A 17,925-nucleotide genomic window follows, 5' to 3' on the forward strand; every position below is an offset into this window, starting at 1 on the left:
CCCTTGCCGCTCGGCTGACGATCTCACACCTGCAACCAAAACGTTACAGGACCATCATTCACCAGCGCGACCTGCATATCCGCAGCAAATCGGCCATTCTCAGTCGTGATGCCCTGCCGACGACAGCAGTCGCTGAAATACTCATACAGGCGTTCAGCTTCCGCCGGTTCCGCGCCGCCGGAAAACGAGGGACGCATCCCCTTTTGCGTATCCGCCGCCAGGGTAAACTGCGAAACCACCAGCACGCTGCCGCCTGCCTGTTTGACGCTCAGGTTCATTTTGCCCTGCTCATCACTGAAGATGCGATAACCCAGTACGCGTTCTGCGAGACGTTCCGCACGCTGTGCGTCATCGCCTTTTTCCACGCCCAGTAACACCAGTAATCCGGCACCGATTTCACCGGTCACCACGTGATCGACGCTGACGCTGGCGCGCTGCACGCGTTGAATCAATGCAATCATGTTTCCTCGCGTTCTTTTTCTCTGTGCTGTTGTTTTAACTGGCGATAGTCGGCTAATGCGACAGTAATTTCCGCGCCTAACAACACAATACACCAGGTCCAGTAGACCCAGAGGAACAAAATCGGGATCACGGCCAGTACGCCGTAGATCAGCTGATAAGAGGGGAACATAGTAACATAGAGCGCGAAAGCCTTTTTACCCAGCTCAAACAGCGCGCCCGCCACCAGCGCGCCAATCAACGCATCGCGCGGCGGCACCCGCTGAGTAGGAACGATACTGTAGAGCAGCCAGAAGGCGAACCAGGAGAGCAGTAACGGGAAGATGCGCAGTACCTGATCGACCAGGCTGGTCACGCCGGTGGCGTTTATCCAGCGCAGCGACAGCAGATAGGAACTGATGGCCAGACTGGCACCCGCCAGCAACGGGCCGAGCGTCAGGATCATCCAGTAAACCGCAAAAGAGTAGACCATCGGCCGCTTCTTATTGCTGCGCCAGATGGTATTGAGTGCGGTATCGACCGAATGCATCAGCAGCAGAGCCGTGACGATCAGGCCGACCGCACCGACCGCCGTCATCCGATTGACGTTGGCTACAAACTGCTCAAGGTAGCGCTGCAGCGTGTTACCCGCAGCCGGCATCAGGTTAGTAAAGATGAAGTGCTTTAACTGCACGCTGATATCGGAGAACACCGGAAACGCCGCAAACAGGGCGAAAACTACCGCAATCAGCGGCACCAGCGCCAGCAATGAGACGAAGGCCAGATTCCCGGCCTGGGTCGTCATGCCATCCTCATCAACCCGTTTCCACAGTAGTTTGAGCCACAGCCAGAACGCATGTAGCCCGGGACGAAATTTACGCGACGTCATGGGTTAAGGCTGACCTGCGAACCAGTCAGGCACCGTCTTATTGTCAGTGACCAGTACGCTTTCAATCCCCAGCGCCCGGGCCGCGTCAATATTCTGCGGGTTATCGTCAAAGAACACCGCCTGGTCGGCGCTGACGCCTTCCGAGTCCAGCACGTGCTGATAGATGCGCGCTTCGGGCTTACGCATTCCCAGCTCCTGCGACAGATAGAGCGCATCGGCCGCTTGCTGCACGTCCGGGTACTGAGTCGGCCAGAAGGCGCAATGCAGCTTGTTGGTATTGGAGAGGATCACCACCCGATGCCCTTCCAGCCGTAGCCGGTTCATCAGCGCCAGCGTCTCTGGCCGTACGCCGACAAATACCGCCTGCCAGCCGGCGGTGAATTGCTCGTAGCTCAGGGCGATTTCCAGCTTTTCACACAGCGCTACCGCGAAATCTTCATCGCTGATTTCACCGCGCTCGTGCTGTTCAAATGCCTCACCCATCTCGAAATGACTTTGCAGTGACGCCAGCGGCACGCGGCTAAGGTCACTCCAGACACCTAACACGCGGTTAAAATCGATATCAATGATCACATTGCCCAAATCAAAAATGTACAACATGGTGCGCCTCCTTCGGTTCCCTGGAGTATTCACTCTAGCGGCAAAAGTGCAGGCTGAACAGCTAACCGCAGAGAGAAAAACGGAAACGCTGACCGGCGCGTAACGCCCTGACAGGCGACACCATTTATCGCTGGCCTGGTGGCCAGCGACAGGAATAGCAGGCAAAAAAAAGCCCCGATAACGGGGCTTTTCATCAATTAAAGGCGCAGATTATGCGTCTTTAGGACCACGTGAAGCACGTTTACGGTCGTTTTCAGTCAGGTGACGTTTACGAATACGTACGGACTGTGGCGTAACTTCTACCAGTTCGTCATCATCGATGAACTCGATCGCCTGCTCCAGCGTCATCTTGATTGGCGGCACCAGAGTGGTCGCTTCATCCGTACCAGAAGCACGCATGTTGGTCAGCTTCTTACCGGTCAGACAGTTGACTGTCAGGTCGTTAGAACGGCTGTGAATACCGATGATCTGGCCTTCATATACTTCCGCACCGTGACCCAGGAACAGCTTACCGCGGTCCTGCAGACCGAACAGCGCAAACGCAACTGCTTTACCCTGACCATTAGAGATCAGTACGCCGTTCTGACGCTGGCCCACTTCGCCCGGACGAATATCGTCGTAGTGGCTGAAGGTGGAGTACAGCAGACCGGTACCTGAAGTCATAGTCATGAATTCGTTACGGAAGCCGATCAGGCCACGGCTTGGGATCACGTAGTCGAGACGTACGCGGCCTTTACCATCCGGATCCATGTTTTTCAGATCGCCCTTACGCTCACCCATGGCTTGCATGACTGAACCCTGGTTGTTCTCTTCGATATCCAGCGTTACGTTCTCGAATGGCTCTTGTTTACGGCCATCGATTTCGCGGAAGATAACTTTCGGACGGGATACCGCCAGTTCGAAACCTTCACGACGCATGTTTTCGATCAGAACAGACAGGTGCAGCTCACCACGACCTGATACGCGGAACGCGTCAGCATCTTCGGTTTCTTCAACACGCAGCGCCACGTTGTGAACCAGTTCTTTGTTCAGACGCTCAAGGATCTGACGTGAAGTCACGTACTTACCTTCTTTACCGCAGAACGGTGAGGTGTTGACGTTAAAGAACATGGTTACCGTTGGCTCATCCACGCTCAGCGCTGGCAGCGCCTGAACATTTTGTGGATCGCAAATGGTGTCAGAGATATTCAGCTCGCCCAGACCGGTGATGGCGATGATGTCGCCCGCTTCAGCCAGGTCGCTGTCGATACGCTCCAGACCCAGGTGAGTCAGCACTTTACCGACTTTACCGTTACGGGTTTTGCCTTCGCTATCGATAATGGTGACCTGCTGGTTAGGCTTCACTTTACCGCGCTTGATACGGCCGATACCGATAACACCCAGGTAGTTGTTGTAGTCCAGCTGCGAGATTTGCATCTGCAGTGGCGCTTCAGCTTCAACCTGTGGTGGAGAAACGTGGTCAACAATCGCCTGATACAGCGGGGTCATATCGTCCGCCATATCGGTGTGCTCCAGACCTGCAATACCATTCAGCGCCGAGGCGAAAATGATAGGGAAGTCGAGCTGCTCGTCGGTCGCGTCGAGGTTAACGAACAGGTCAAATACCTGATCCACAACCCAGTCCGGACGCGCGCCAGGACGGTCAACTTTATTGATAACCACGATCGGCTTCAGACCATGCGCGAACGCTTTTTTGGTCACGAAGCGAGTTTGCGGCATAGGGCCATCCATCGCATCTACAACCAGCAGCACCGAGTCCACCATGGACATGACGCGCTCAACTTCACCACCGAAGTCGGCGTGTCCTGGGGTATCAACGATGTTGATACGGTAGTCATTCCACTTAATGGCGGTGTTTTTTGCGAGGATGGTAATCCCACGCTCTTTCTCCAAATCATTGGAGTCCATCACGCGCTCGGTTGCTTCGGTACGGGCATCAAAAGTACCGGATTGTTGCAGCAGTTTGTCAACCAGGGTGGTCTTTCCATGGTCAACGTGCGCGATGATGGCGATGTTACGCAAATTTTCGATCACAGCTTTGCCTCAGGCATTAGAAATAGCGCGCTATTGTACACGGATTAAGCGGAAGACTGAACACGATCACACTTTTCACTGAAAGTTTATTGCATTGCCGCAAATTTGCCCTGTTCCCGGTGCAGAAAATGCACTAAGTTGGGCTATTGCACCACTTTGGTGCCTGACGAACGCACAAAAGCACCACGATGGTGCACGAAGACTATCGTGGTGCAGCGCCCGCAGGACAAAAAGGTGCATCACAGGGCGATTTAACCGCCACGGATAAAGTTGGCACAGAATTCGCTTTATCTCTTTTAAGCGCAAACGCCAGTCAGACGACGGTTGAAGAGCGTGCCGGAATAGCCAGGTCAGGGATGGCAGTAGTCAGAAACGCATTCCCGGCAACGACGTTCCCTCACCATGTAGACAATGACCATTTCCAGGAGAGTTGAGTATGTCCGCTGAACACGTTCTCTCGATGATGAACGAGCATGAAGTTAAGTTTGTTGACCTGCGTTTTACCGACACCAAAGGTAAAGAACAGCACGTTACTATCCCTGCTCACCAGGTTAACGCTGACTTCTTCGAAGAAGGCAAAATGTTCGATGGCTCCTCCATCGGTGGCTGGAAAGGCATTAACGAATCAGACATGGTGCTGATGCCTGACGCTACCACGGCGGTCATGGATCCTTTCTTTGAAGATTCTACGCTGATCATCCGTTGTGACATTCTCGAGCCAGGCACCATGCAGGGCTACGATCGTGACCCACGCTCAATTGCCAAGCGCGCTGAAGATTTCCTGCGTTCTTCCGGCATCGCTGACACCGTGCTGTTTGGGCCAGAGCCTGAATTCTTCCTGTTCGATGACATCCGTTTCGGTTCATCGACTTCCGGTTCACACGTTGCTATCGACGATATCGAAGCAGCCTGGAACACCGGCAAAGAGTACGAAGGCGGTAACAAAGGTCACCGTCCAGGTCTGAAAGGCGGCTACTTCCCGGTGCCACCGGTCGACTCATCACAGGACATCCGTTCTGCCATGTGTCTGACTATGGAGCAGATGGGTCTGGTGGTTGAAGCGCATCACCACGAAGTGGCGACTGCGGGTCAGAACGAAGTGGCAACCCGCTTCAACACCATGACCAAGAAAGCCGATGAAATTCAGATCTACAAATATGTCGTGCACAACGTGGCTCACGCCTATGGCAAAACGGCAACCTTTATGCCGAAGCCAATGTTTGGCGACAACGGTTCAGGTATGCACTGCCATATGTCACTGTCTAAAGGTGGCCAGAACCTGTTCTCCGGTGACAAATACGGCGGCCTGTCTGAAATGGCGCTGTTCTACATCGGCGGTATCATCAAGCACGCTAAAGCGATCAACGCCCTGGCGAACCCGACGACCAACTCCTACAAGCGTCTGGTCCCGGGTTACGAAGCCCCGGTTATGCTGGCGTACTCTGCCCGTAACCGTTCAGCCTCAATCCGTATCCCGGTAGTTGCCAGCCCGAAAGCACGTCGTATTGAAGCGCGCTTCCCGGACCCAGCGGCTAACCCATACCTGGCATTCACCGCGCTGCTGATGGCTGGCCTCGACGGCATCATCAACAAGATCCATCCTGGCGATGCGATGGATAAAAACCTGTATGACCTGCCACCGGAAGAAGAAGCTGAGATTCCAAAAGTTGCTGGCTCGCTGGAAGAAGCGCTGAACGCCCTGAACGAAGATCGCGAGTTCCTGACTCGTGGCGGCGTGTTCACCGACGAAACCATCGATGCTTACATCGAACTGCGTAAAGCAGAACTGGACCGCGTCCGCATGACGCCACATCCGGTAGAGTTCGAGCTTTACTACAGCGTTTAATTGGTCAGACGTTTTTGTTGCCGTGGAAACTTTCAGCCCATCTTCGGATGGGCTTTTTTCTCCGCGAATTCACCGTTCATTCGCCTTTATTTCGGCTTAAAGACTAAAATGCACTAATTTTGTGCAGAGGAACGCTGTATGGCAACTGGCTCTCTGCCCGATGCGGGGCAGATTCTCAACGCGTTAATCAACAGTATTTTGTTGGTGGATAACGACCTGGTTATTCACTATGCCAATCCGGCGGCGCAGCAATTACTGGCGCAAAGCTCACGTAAATTGTTTGGCACGCCGTTACCGGAGCTGACCGGCTACTTTTCGCTGAATATTGAGGTGATGCGCGAGAGTCTTGAGGCTGGCCAGGGATTTACCGACAGTGAAGTCACGCTGGTGGTCGATGGACGCGCGCACATCATGTCGCTGACCGCGCAGCGTTTGCCCGATGGCTTACTTTTGCTGGAAATGGCGCCGATGGATAATCAGCGTCGTCTCAGTCAGGAACAGTTGCAGCACGCCCAGCAGGTGGCCGCACGCGATTTGGTTCGCGGACTGGCGCACGAAATCAAAAATCCGCTGGGTGGATTACGCGGGGCCGCGCAATTGTTGTCACGCGCCCTGCCCGATCCGTCGCTAAATGAATATACCAAAGTGATTATTGAACAGGCGGACCGGTTAAGAAATCTGGTTGATCGCCTGTTAGGGCCGCAGCAGCCCGGCATGCATATCACCCAAAGCATCCATCAGGTGGCCGAGCGCGTGGTGAATCTGGTGTCGATGGAGTTGCCGGATAACGTCTCTCTGGTGCGTGATTACGATCCCAGCCTGCCGGAACTGCCGCACGATCCCGATCAGATTGAACAGGTGCTACTCAACGTCGTCCGTAATGCGCTGCAGGCGTTAGGCGACGACGGCGGCACCATTATTATTCGCACCCGTACTGCGTTCCAGCTCACGCTGCACGGCACGCGTTACCGTCTGGTGGCGCGGATTGATATTGAAGATGATGGCCCCGGCATTCCCGCCCAGCTGCAGGATACGCTGTTTTATCCGATGGTCAGCGGCCGTGAAGGCGGAACCGGTTTAGGCCTTTCCATCGCCCGTAGCCTGATTGATCAACATTCAGGAAAAATAGAATTTAACAGTTGGCCGGGACATACCGAATTTTCGGTTTACCTGCCCATTCGCCAGTGAGGTTTCTATGCAACGAGGGATAGTCTGGATCGTCGATGACGATAGCTCCATCCGCTGGGTGCTTGAACGCGCGCTCACTGGAGCCGGTTTAAGCTGTGCCACGTTTGACAGCGCAAAAGAGGTGCTGGATGCCCTCTCGACCAAAACCCCGGACGTTTTATTATCAGATATCCGCATGCCCGGTATGGACGGTCTGGCGCTGCTGAAGCAGATTAAACAGCGCCACCCGATGCTCCCGGTCATCATAATGACGGCCCACTCCGATCTGGATGCTGCGGTCAGCGCCTACCAGCAAGGGGCGTTCGATTACCTGCCTAAACCGTTTGATATTGATGAGGCGGTTGCGCTGGTAGAGCGTGCCATCAGTCACTATCAGGAGCAGCAGCAGCCACGTAATCAGCCGGTGAGCGGGCCGACCACCGATATCATCGGTGAAGCCCCGGCCATGCAGGACGTATTCCGCATTATTGGCCGCCTGTCGCGATCGTCGATTAGCGTGCTGATCAACGGCGAATCCGGTACCGGTAAAGAGCTGGTGGCACACGCGCTGCATCGCCACAGCCCACGGACCAAAGCGCCGTTTATCGCGCTGAATATGGCCGCCATCCCGAAAGATCTGATTGAGTCAGAACTGTTCGGTCATGAAAAAGGGGCATTTACCGGCGCTAACCAGATTCGTCAGGGCCGCTTTGAGCAGGCAGATGGCGGCACACTGTTTTTAGATGAGATCGGCGACATGCCGCTTGATGTGCAGACTCGTCTGCTGCGCGTGCTGGCCGACGGACAGTTTTATCGCGTTGGCGGCTATGCGCCGGTCAAAGTCGACGTGCGTATCATCGCTGCAACCCACCAGAATCTGGAGCTGCGGGTACAGGAAGGCAAGTTCCGTGAGGATCTGTTTCATCGCCTGAATGTGATCCGGGTACACCTGCCGCCGCTGCGTGAGCGCCGGGAAGATATTCCGCGGCTGGCACGTTACTTCCTGCAGGTTGCCGCACGTGAACTGGGGGTAGAGGCGAAGATCCTGCATCCGGAAACCGAAGCCGCGCTGACCCGCCTGCACTGGTCAGGTAACGTGCGTCAGCTGGAGAATACCTGTCGCTGGCTGACCGTGATGGCGGCGGGCCAGGAAGTGTTGATTCAGGATCTGCCTGCCGAACTGTTTGAATCCAGCACGCCGGAAAATCCGGTACAGTCGCTGCCGGACAGCTGGGCAACGCTGCTGGCTCAGTGGGCCGACCGCGCGCTGCGCTCCGGTCATCAGAATCTGCTGTCAGAAGCGCAACCAGAGATGGAGCGCACGCTGCTCACAACCGCCCTGCGCCATACTCAGGGTCATAAGCAGGAAGCAGCCCGGTTGCTGGGTTGGGGACGCAATACCCTGACGCGCAAACTGAAAGAACTGGGGATGGAATAAACATCCTGATGCGGGCTGGGGAGTCTCAGCCCGTGTTCAGATCACCCGCGAAAACTGCTGCTGACGCGCTTTCTGACGCAGGTAGCGATCAAAACACATGCAGATATTGCGGATCAGCAAGCGTCCCACTCCCGTCACCTGCAAGCCCGTCGCCGTTTGCACCACCAGCCCATCCGCCACTAACGGTTTCAGCAGCGCCAGGTCTTCGGCGAAGTAGTCGGCAAATCGGATGCCCCACTGGGTTTCAACCGCCGCAAAGTCGAGCGAGAAGTTGCAGATCAGGGTCTTAATCACCTCACGACGCAGACAGTCATCATCGGTTAACGCCACACCGCGCCACAGGCCGTTGCCCTGCTGCTCCACGCTGCTGTACCAGCTATTGAGCACTTTCTGATTCTGGGCATAGCTGTCACCAATCATGCTGATGGCAGAGACGCCAAGCCCGAGTAAATCGCTGTCGCCCTGCGTGGTGTAGCCCTGAAAGTTACGATGCAGCTCTCCTTCGCGCTGGGCAATGGCCAGTTCATCCTGCGGCTTCGCAAAATGATCCATGCCAATGAACTGGTAACCCTGCTGCGTCAGAGTGGCGATGGTCTGCTGCAGAATATCCAGTTTTTGCTGTGCCGACGGCAGTTCGTCATCTTTGATTTTACGCTGGGCAGCGAACAGCGCGGGCAGATGCGCATAGTTGAATACGCTCAGCCGGTCGGGATTCAGCGCCAGCACCCGCTCCAGCGTGAAGGCGAAGCTGGCCGGCGTCTGGAGCGGCAAACCGTAGATCAGATCGATGCTGGTTGAGCTGAAACCCTGCTCGCGCGCCCGTGCCATCAGTCCGAAGATGACCGCTTCATCCTGTACCCGATTGACCCGCTGCTGCACCGCTTTGTTAAAGTCCTGCACACCCATGCTAAGACGATTGAATCCCAGCGCGCGCAGGTGATCGATGACATCCAGCTCAATTTCGCGTGGATCAACCTCGATCGACATTTCGGCATCGTCCGCCACCGTAAAATGTTGCTTCAGTAATGCTACCAGCCGGCTAATCTGCGCCTTATCGAGAAAGGTTGGTGTGCCGCCGCCCCAGTGCAGTTGCCGCACCTGCCGCTGACGGAACAGTGGCGCGCGCTGAATAATCTCCTGCTCAAGCACATCCAGGTAGCGGTCGGCTTTATGCCGCTGACGTGTGACTATTTTATTGCAGCCACAGAAGTAGCAAAGACGATGACAGAAAGGAATATGGACGTAGAGCGACAGGGGACGTTCAGGATAGCGCGCTACCGCACGCAGGAAGTCAGGCTCTCCATACTGCTCGCTGAACTCCAGCGCAGTAGGATAAGAGGTATAACGCGGCCCGGCGTAATTGTATTTCTCAATCAGCGCCTGGTCCCAATCAATCTGCAGCGATGGCATGCTCACTCCTTCCGGTGACGTCGTCTAAGAGAAGGTCGCGATGAAGAAGGGATGAAAGGTGAGCGGGAAGAAACCCGACGTAAACGTTGCTTCAGGCGCGACAGGCGACGTAGTTTAAACAATAACCACAGCAGATAACATGTCGTCAGCAGTGCGAAGATTGATCCAGGCCAAAACATTGTCGTTTACCTGAGAGGGGCGGCATGCGGAAACCGCATGCCGATCAAATTGGCTTAGTTGCCTTTCAGCAGACGGTACATATCTTCTTCCGCCTGCTCGTCATCGCCGTCATCCATGGCGATGCCCAACTGCTCCATCAGTTCATCGATGCGATCGAGTGCCGCGTCCAGCCAGCCCTGGTCTTCTGCCGACAGCGTTTCACCATTTTCCAGCCGATCCAGCAGTGCATCCAGACGTTCGTCATTTTCCAGCTTCGCCAGCTCTTCTTCCGGCGTCAGGCGTGCTTTTTTCTCAGCCGCAGGTTTTGCCACGCTTTTCTTCGCCTTAGCCGGCGCAGTCTGGCTATCGGCGATCAGCGCGACCGGTTTTTTGCTACCGATACGCGGATCTTTAGCCTTACTGCTCTGGCCGCCGCCGTTGTTGTCCGACGCAGTCGGATTTGCACGGCTGCCTGACGCATGGCCGCGATGCTTTTTATCACGTTTACGATCGCGTGCTTCGTTATTAATATCTTCACGCGATTTGCGTTTGGCTTTGACGGCAGGTTTGCCGTGCGCAGCTCGTGCAGGTTGCTTCATAGTGTTCGGTCCCGGCTTTTTTATTCAGTATAGAATTGCGGCGAAATCTAGCAGAAAGTAGCCAAAGAAAAAAGGCGACAGCTCAAGCTGTCGCCTTATTTCATACCTTCATACGAAGGAATCATGTTTTAAATCCTTTTCGGCTCGTAACATCCCGGTCAATCCCGCGCCTGCTCAACACCTGAGCTTTTCCTTATCCCTGTCTGGTCCGCAATCCCTGACCATTTCCACTCCACCGCTCTTTGCCTTCCTGACATCCCTGAACGCATCTTCCTGATGTATGCTGCCGTGCACTGCACACTAATGTAGACCAACTGGTAAAACCCTCAAGTAAGCGGCAAGGTTAGTTGCTGAAAAAAAAGACTAAATATGCTTAATCAAATGAATAATAATGATTTTTATTTTTAGTAATTAAAGTAAATAACGACATAACGGGCAACGTCTATGGCAAATCTCTTACAAAAAAGTTGACTGCCAAGCGGTTGAGCACTTTCGCGCCATAACGCGTATAATCGGCGCCATTGCCTTAATGCGTTTTCTGGAGTGTCACTTTGTCTGAACTGAATTATCACGTAACCCATTTTGTCCTGAGCGCGCCGGATATTCGCCATCTTCCCGCCGATACCGGAATTGAAGTTGCCTTTGCTGGCCGCTCCAACGCCGGGAAATCCAGCGCATTGAACACCTTAACCAACCAGAAAAGTCTGGCGCGTACCAGTAAAACGCCGGGCCGCACCCAGTTGATTAACTTGTTTGAAGTCACAGAAGGGAAACGGCTGGTCGACCTGCCGGGTTACGGCTATGCCGAAGTGCCGGAAGAGATGAAGCTGAAATGGCAACGTGCATTAGGTGAATATCTGCAAAAACGACAGGCGCTGAAGGGTCTGGTAGTGCTGATGGATATTCGTCATCCGCTTAAGGACCTGGATCAGCAGATGATTCAGTGGGCAGTGGAAAGCAGTATTCCGGTGCTGTTGCTCCTGACCAAGGCCGATAAGCTCGCGTCGGGCGCGCGTAAAGCGCAGCTGACTATGGTGCGAGAAGCGTCACTGGCGTTTATGGGTGATGTACAGGTCGAACTGTTTTCGTCGCTGAAGAAGATTGGCGTGGACAAAGTACGGCAGAAACTCGATGGCTGGTTCACCAACCTTGAGCCCGCCCGCGACGATCAGGACGCGGAAGAGTAAGCCGCGCCAGCGCGTTCTGTCCGCTGAGGGTGTAAAAAGCCCAATAAAAAACGCCCCAGTCACAGAATGACTGGGGCGGCTAAATTCAGCCAAATCCGATTACGTGAAGTAAAAGGTCTGAAAGATAGAACATCTTACCTCTGTACCCTACGCCTCGAACTTTACCTGATTTTTTCTGAGCTACAAAGGCTTTTTTGTCGCTTACTTACATCAAATAAGTCTTTTTTTACCATGTACGTCACAAAAATGGCGTTGCGATGTAGTTTAATGACAAAAAAAGTGCTTAGCCGATAAGCAGTTAGTGATTTTCTTGAGACCGCGGCGTCACTGCCAGTGGCTGAAGCGATTAAGTAAACGATTTACTTATGCCTCATACCAGACCCGCAATGACGCCGCAGCGCCAGCGCATTAGGGCAAATTAGTGGGCTTCATCCCAGTTATCACCCACTCCCACTTCCACCAGCAGCGGAACATCAAGCTGCACGCTGCCTTCCATCAAGGCCTGGATTTTCTTACTGGCTGCCTCAACGGCCTCTGCCCTGATCTCAAACACCAGTTCATCATGCACCTGCATAATCATTCTGACACCGCTCTCTTTTTCCTGCTCTAACCAGCCATCAACTGCAATCATTGCACGCTTGATAATGTCAGCTGCCGTCCCCTGCATTGGTGCATTGATCGCTGCACGCTCCGCGGCTTTACGCCGCATTGCGTTGCTGGATTTAATATCCGGCAGCCACAGGCGGCGGCCTTCCAGAGTTTCGACATAGCCTTTGCTGGCGGCCAGCTGGCGCGTGTTTTCCATGTAGCGCAGCACGCCTGGATAGCGCTCAAAGTAGAGATCCATATACTTTTTCGCTTCACCGGCACCAATGTTTAACTGGCGAGACAGGCCAAATGCGCTCATGCCGTAGATCAGACCGAAGTTGATCGCTTTGGCGCTGCGGCGCTGTTCTCCACTGACCTTGTCCAGCGCGACACCAAACACTTCAGCCGCAGTTGCCCGGTGGATGTCTTCGCCCTGGGCGAAGGCATCCAGCAATCCTTTATCCTGCGAGAGATGCGCCATGATACGCAGTTCAATTTGCGAGTAGTCAGCCGCAACGATGCGATTCCCTTTGCCAGCAATGAAAGCCTGACGGATACGGCGCCCTTCGTCATTACGTACCGGAATATTCTGCAGGTTAGGATCGGTCGAGGATAAGCGCCCGGTCGCGGTAACCGCCTGATGATAAGAGGTATGAACCCGCCCGGTTAGCGGGTTGATCATCAGCGGTAATTTATCGGTGTAGGTAGACTTCAGTTTAGATAAACCGCGATGTTCCAGGATCACCTTGGGCAACGGATAATCGAGCGCCAGCTCGGCTAACACTTCTTCGCTGGTTGAAGGTGCGCCGCCCGGGGTCTTTTTAGTCGGTTTAATGCCCTGCTTTTCAAACAGAATAACCTGCAGCTGTTTGGTCGAAGAGAGATTAAACGGCTCACCCGCCAGTTCATGCGCCTTGAGTTCCAGTTCAGCCAGCCGGGAGGTAAGCTCTTTCGAATGCTGCGCCAGGATAGCCTGATCAATCAACACGCCATTACGCTCAATGCGCGAGATAACGGTGAGCAGCGGCATCTCAATTTGCTCAAACACGTTTTTCGGGCCCGCTTCTTTCTCCAGCTCTGGCCACATTTTCAGGTGCAGCTGTAAGGTGACGTCGGCATCTTCCGCAGCATAATGCCCCGCCTGTTCCAGAGCGATTTGATTAAACGTCAGCTGATTTTTGCCCTTGCCGGCAATCTCTTCAAAGGTGACGGTTTTATGGTTCAGCCAGCGTGCGGCCAGGCTATCCATATCGTGTTTGCCGACCACGCTGTTGAGAATGTAAGACTCCAGCATGGTATCGAATTTAATTCCGGCCAGTTCAATATCGTAGTTCTTCAATACGCCGCGATCGTATTTGAGATTCTGACCAACCTTCCAGGCGCTGGCATCTTCCAGCAGCGGCTTAAGCTGTGCCAGCACGGTGGCACGATCGAGTTGTTCAGGCGCATCCAGATAGTCATGTGCCACCGGCAGATAGGCAGCCTCACCCGGCGCGACCGCAAAACCAATACCGACGATATTGGCGCTCAGGGTATCCAGCGAATCGGTTTCCAGATCAAACGCGAACACCTCGCTGCGCTTTAACTTCTCCAGCCAGCTATCAAAGGTCGCCTGATCCAGGATAGTGACGTAACCATCCGCCGATAATATGCTGCTGGTCTCAACTACTGCTACCGGCTCATCAGGCAGCCCTTTTTGCGCCTGAGGATTACTCTTTTTACCCTGCAGCCATTTCCCATCCTGCAGATCATTCAGCCAGCGTTTGAACTCATAACGGCTGAACAGCGTCTGCAACGCCGCCACGTCCGGTTCGGTCACCGTCAGTTCTTCGCACGGCAATTCCAGTTCAACGTCGGTTTTGATGGTTGCCAGTTGGTAAGAGAGGAATGCCACTTCACGGTTCTGTTCAAGTTTCGCCGCCATGGTTTTGGCACCACGGAACGACAGTTCGGCCACTTTATCCAGGTTGTCATAGATTGAACGCATGCCGCCCAGTCCCTGCAGCAGCGCCTGCGCGGTCTTCTCACCCACGCCAGGAACGCCAGGGATGTTATCTGAGCTATCGCCCATCATGGCGAGGAAGTCGATAATCAAAGCAGGTGGCACACCATACTTCTGCTCGACCTCTTCCGGCCCCAGGATGGTATTGGTCATGGTGTTAATCAGGGTGATACCCGGCGTCACCAGCTGCGCCATATCTTTATCACCGGTGCTGATCAGCACTGATCGGCCTTTTTTCTCGGCCTCAAGCGCCAGGGTACCGATAACATCATCAGCCTCAACGCCACTAACTGCCAGCAGCGGTAATCCCATCGCGCGCACCATCTCGTGCAGCGGTTCGATTTGCGCGCGCAGATCGTCCGGCATCGGTGGCCGATGCGATTTGTAATGCTCAAACAGCTCGTCGCGGAACGTTTTGCCTTTAGCATCAAACACCACAGCAACATGACTTGGGCTATATTGCGTCAGCAGGCTTTTCAGCATATTTAGCACGCCATACATGGCGCCTGTGGGTTCACCTGCACTATTGGTCAGCGGCGGGAACGCGTGGTAAGCGCGATAAAGATAGGATGAGCCATCAACCAGAATCAGGGGATTTTCTGCGATTTGCGCCATAAGTCTGTCTATTCTTCGTTGCCATGGATTGGTCTATAAGGATGCCACAGCTTGGCAAGAATGGTGAAATAAGGCGAGCAGCGTCTGGCGTTTTTAACGCTTTTGAGTGAAGGATCGCAACGATCGTTCTGTGGATAACTTTGTGCGTAAAAATTATAACGCGCTGTTTTTTAGGCGTTTAGATAAAACTACTCTGATTTAAGTTATTAATATTCATAGAGTTACATTCTTTCCGTGATCCGATCGCCATTTTTAATTACGTGATCCCTTGTGTGGATATTAAATTTATGCCCAGGAGATGGATAAAAATGCTGTCACCGATTGCAGGACAAAAAAAACGCCAGCAGCGCTGGCGTTTAGCGATCAGACAACAGGTTACTTCTGGCTGACCAGGAATTTCACAACGTTCGCGTAATCGGCAACGAAATTATCCATAGAGCTGGTGTCGAGACCGCCGTTATTGACCATGTATTTGCCGTTAACGAAAATCGCCGGTACACCGCGCAGATCAACATCAGCCGCGGCTTTCTGCTGCTGAGCAACCAGCGCTTTTACCGCAAAGCTGTTCCAGGCCGCATCATAATCCGCCGCTGAAATGCCGGCCGCAGTGATAAAGGTCTGTTTCAGGCTGGCAGGATCGGTGATGGTCTGCGTTTTCTGGATACCATCAAAGATTGGTGCGGTGACTTTGTCTTCCACGCCTAACGCCATTGCCACAGCCCAGGCCTGAGTCACCACCGGTCCCAGGTCGCCGCCGAGGAAATCAACGTGGTATTTCACCATCTTAGTCTCAGCAGGCAGATTCTTTTTCACCGCATCATTGACGTGATAAATACGTTCGAACTGATAGCAGTGCGGGCAGAAGAAGGAGAAAAACTCCATCACCTGAGGTTCGCCTGCAACCGGCTTCTGCAGACTGACGTACTGTTTCCCCTCGGTGAATGGTGCAGCAGACGCGCTGAACGCCAGCACTAAACCAATCAGTGCAAACCAAATCTTTTTCATCGTGAAAAACTCTCCTGACTACTTCATTAAAATTGCGGGGTCAGCTGCAAAGGAGGTTCCTGCAACAGCTTCTCCTGCTCGGTAAAAAGCGAAATCTGCCGGCGCCAAAAATCTTCATCTGTCATCCAGGGGAAGGCGCGCGGAAAAGCGGGATCCTGCCAGCGTCGGACGACCCAGGCCAGATAATAAACCATGCGCATCGCGCGTAAAGGCTCAATCAGTGACAATTCATTAATATCAAAGTCACTGAATTCACCGTACGCCTCCAGCAGGATATCCCACTGAATACGCTGTTCCTGCCGATCCCCGCTGATCAGCATCCACAGATCCTGAACTGCCGGACCATTGCGGGCATCGTCCAGATCGACAAACAGCGGTCCGTCACGCCACAGGATATTACCCGGATGACAGTCACCGTGTAATCGTAGCGGCTGCCACGTACTATGCCAGCGTTGCTGTAACGTGTGCCCCAGCTTGTCGACCGACTTAAGCAGCGCATCTTTCAGTGAAGCAGGCACTAACAGGCACTGTTCCAGCACCTCACGGGGCTGATGGAGATATTCATCCAGGCCGATAGTCGGCCGCTGGCTGAACAGCGTTTTACGGCCGGTCTGATGAATCCGTCCCAGAAAGCGGCCAACCCACTCCATCTGATCTTCATTATCCGTTTCATACTGACGTCCGCCAAGGCTGGGGAACACCGCAAAATAGAAGCCGGCGTGGCTCTGCAGGGTGTCACCCTGTAAAATCAGCGGTGCCGCAATCGGCACTTCGTCAGCCAGCAGATCAAGCGCGTACTGATGCTCTTCGACAATCTGTTCGGCACGCCAGCGCTGCGGGCGATAGAATTTGGCCACGTAACGGCGTTTCTCATCATCACTGAACTGATAAACACGGTTCTCATAGCTATTCAGCGCTGTCAGTCCTGATTCGACGCGTATACCTGTTTCCCAAAGCGCATCCAGCAGCACGTCGGGATTCAAGGTCTGAAAATTAAACGCAGCGTCGCTCATCATTTTACCTGTCGTGGCCGGTGTATTTAGCCACCAAGGATAACACTACTCGTCACCTTTAATGACACCCCGTGCGCGTAGCAACGCTGTTTTGAAATCGACTTCATGATCTTTTTTCAGGCCGGGTATTTCATCATGGCTGCCTGCGTCACGCATTTTGAGATGGTAAATCAATACGTCATCGGTTAATTCACTTAATGGGCCACGGAATCCAGCTTCCTGAGCCAGTTTCTGTAAGAATGCGATGAGGTTAAGATCGGGTTCTTTTTGCCAGGCGGGTTGTAACAGTTCCATCAATTCGTTCAGACGATGGCATTTCATATCGCTTACTCCCGTTTTTCAGTATGTCATTAGCGAGGATAATGCCATGACAATGTTAACCGGCGTGATTCTGGCCGGGGGTCAGGGCCGCCGTATGGGTGGACAGGACAAAGGTTTGCTGCCACTGAATGGCAAGCCGCTGTATCAGCATGTCCTTGAACGGTTAAGGCCACAAGTCGACATTGTGGTGATTAATGCGAATCGCAATATTGATCGTTATCAGTTAAGCGGATGTCGGGTAGTGCAGGACGTATTTGCTGATTATCCGGGACCGCTGGCGGGGATCTACAGCGCATTATGCGCTATCGAGGGAGACTGGGCGGTGTTCAGTTCCTGCGATACACCTGCTATCCCGCTTAACTTTGTTGAACAGCTGGTGCAGCAACGCGGCGACGCCCCAGCGGTATGGGTACGCTCACAGACGCGCGATCACCCCACTCTGGCGCTGATTCACCGCGACGTTGCTATGCCACTGCAGGCCTATCTGCAGGCCGGTGAACGCCGCCTGATGCATTTTTTACGCGATCAGGGCGGACATGCGGTGCTGCTACCGGATGACGAATCTGCCTTTCACAACATCAATACCCCGGATGATCTGGACGAGAGAGTTTAAT

At 53.8% G+C, this 17,925-nt stretch carries 16 protein-coding genes; 5 read left to right on the plus strand and 11 right to left on the minus strand.

Annotation, left to right across the window (positions count from 1 at the left end; translation table 11 throughout):
* Window positions 1-23: 23 nt before the first annotated feature.
* From dtd to typA, 4 genes are all read right to left on the minus strand, one after another.
* The gene (gene dtd / locus AC6I8D_RS19710) at window positions 24-461 is read right to left on the minus strand and encodes a D-aminoacyl-tRNA deacylase (protein WP_031375168.1); all 438 of its coding nucleotides are present in this window, start codon (window positions 459-461) and stop codon (window positions 24-26) included.
* Window positions 458-1,327, minus strand: coding sequence for a virulence factor BrkB family protein (locus AC6I8D_RS19715; protein WP_312055929.1), 870 nt, complete (start codon window positions 1,325-1,327; stop codon window positions 458-460). The genes dtd and AC6I8D_RS19715 overlap by 4 nt, the downstream gene beginning before the upstream one ends.
* A gap of 3 nt (window positions 1,328-1,330) precedes the next feature.
* Complete coding sequence (gene yihX / locus AC6I8D_RS19720) at window positions 1,331-1,927, minus strand: glucose-1-phosphatase (protein WP_497820627.1); 597 nt, start codon at window positions 1,925-1,927, stop codon at window positions 1,331-1,333.
* 210 nt (window positions 1,928-2,137) lie between these two features.
* On the minus strand, window positions 2,138-3,961 hold the full coding sequence (gene typA / locus AC6I8D_RS19725) for a ribosome-dependent GTPase TypA (RefSeq protein ID WP_046289508.1): 1,824 nt from the start codon (window positions 3,959-3,961) through the stop codon (window positions 2,138-2,140).
* A gap of 436 nt (window positions 3,962-4,397) precedes the next feature.
* On the opposite strand from typA, the gene glnA reads away from it, so the two are divergent.
* The 3 genes from glnA to glnG all read left to right on the plus strand — a co-directional run bounded on the left by glnA (window position 4,398) and on the right by glnG (window position 8,412).
* Window positions 4,398-5,807, plus strand: coding sequence for a glutamate--ammonia ligase (gene glnA, locus AC6I8D_RS19730; RefSeq protein WP_031377263.1), 1,410 nt, complete (start codon window positions 4,398-4,400; stop codon window positions 5,805-5,807).
* A 138-nt stretch (window positions 5,808-5,945) separates the two neighbouring features.
* On the plus strand, window positions 5,946-6,995 hold the full coding sequence (glnL, locus tag AC6I8D_RS19735) for a nitrogen regulation protein NR(II) (RefSeq protein WP_312055927.1): 1,050 nt from the start codon (window positions 5,946-5,948) through the stop codon (window positions 6,993-6,995).
* A gap of 7 nt (window positions 6,996-7,002) precedes the next feature.
* Window positions 7,003-8,412: a nitrogen regulation protein NR(I) gene (gene glnG, locus AC6I8D_RS19740; RefSeq protein ID WP_031377264.1), complete on the plus strand. Its 1,410-nt coding sequence runs from the start codon at window positions 7,003-7,005 to the stop codon at window positions 8,410-8,412.
* A 36-nt stretch (window positions 8,413-8,448) separates the two neighbouring features.
* On the opposite strand, the gene hemN is transcribed toward glnG, so the two are convergent.
* Both hemN and yihI read right to left on the minus strand, forming a co-directional pair.
* A complete protein-coding gene (gene hemN, locus AC6I8D_RS19745; RefSeq protein ID WP_312055926.1) occupies window positions 8,449-9,822 on the minus strand; it encodes an oxygen-independent coproporphyrinogen III oxidase in 1,374 nt (457 codons plus the stop codon).
* Window positions 9,823-10,055: 233 nt separating this feature from the next.
* Window positions 10,056-10,580: a Der GTPase-activating protein YihI gene (gene yihI / locus AC6I8D_RS19750; RefSeq protein ID WP_312055925.1), complete on the minus strand. Its 525-nt coding sequence runs from the start codon at window positions 10,578-10,580 to the stop codon at window positions 10,056-10,058.
* Window positions 10,581-11,131: 551 nt separating this feature from the next.
* Here yihI and yihA point away from each other — a divergent pair.
* Window positions 11,132-11,767 carry a ribosome biogenesis GTP-binding protein YihA/YsxC gene (yihA, locus tag AC6I8D_RS19755; protein WP_312055924.1) on the plus strand — a complete coding sequence of 212 codons (636 nt, stop codon included), beginning with the start codon at window positions 11,132-11,134 and terminating at the stop codon, window positions 11,765-11,767.
* Between the two features lie 85 nt (window positions 11,768-11,852).
* Here the strand turns inward: yihA and spfP are convergent, their stop codons facing one another.
* The 5 genes from spfP to AC6I8D_RS19780 all read right to left on the minus strand — a co-directional run bounded on the left by spfP (window position 11,853) and on the right by AC6I8D_RS19780 (window position 17,311).
* On the minus strand, window positions 11,853-11,900 hold the full coding sequence (gene spfP / locus AC6I8D_RS19760) for a small protein SpfP (protein WP_071892919.1): 48 nt from the start codon (window positions 11,898-11,900) through the stop codon (window positions 11,853-11,855).
* 285 nt (window positions 11,901-12,185) lie between these two features.
* Entirely contained in the window at window positions 12,186-14,972 is a 2,787-nt protein-coding gene (gene polA / locus AC6I8D_RS19765) for a DNA polymerase I (protein WP_497820628.1), read from the minus strand.
* A 375-nt stretch (window positions 14,973-15,347) separates the two neighbouring features.
* Window positions 15,348-15,977: a thiol:disulfide interchange protein DsbA gene (gene dsbA / locus AC6I8D_RS19770; RefSeq protein ID WP_312760450.1), complete on the minus strand. Its 630-nt coding sequence runs from the start codon at window positions 15,975-15,977 to the stop codon at window positions 15,348-15,350.
* A 26-nt stretch (window positions 15,978-16,003) separates the two neighbouring features.
* Window positions 16,004-16,990 carry a serine/threonine protein kinase gene (locus AC6I8D_RS19775; protein ID WP_312760533.1) on the minus strand — a complete coding sequence of 329 codons (987 nt, stop codon included), beginning with the start codon at window positions 16,988-16,990 and terminating at the stop codon, window positions 16,004-16,006.
* 45 nt (window positions 16,991-17,035) lie between these two features.
* Entirely contained in the window at window positions 17,036-17,311 is a 276-nt protein-coding gene (locus tag AC6I8D_RS19780) for a YihD family protein (protein WP_497820629.1), read from the minus strand.
* A 46-nt stretch (window positions 17,312-17,357) separates the two neighbouring features.
* On the opposite strand from AC6I8D_RS19780, the gene mobA reads away from it, so the two are divergent.
* Window positions 17,358-17,924, plus strand: coding sequence for a molybdenum cofactor guanylyltransferase MobA (gene mobA, locus AC6I8D_RS19785; RefSeq protein ID WP_312055921.1), 567 nt, complete (start codon window positions 17,358-17,360; stop codon window positions 17,922-17,924).
* Window position 17,925 lies beyond the last annotated feature (1 nt).

The sequence above is a fragment of the Pantoea sp. X-Soil-MYKO-1785 genome (assembly GCF_059730675.1).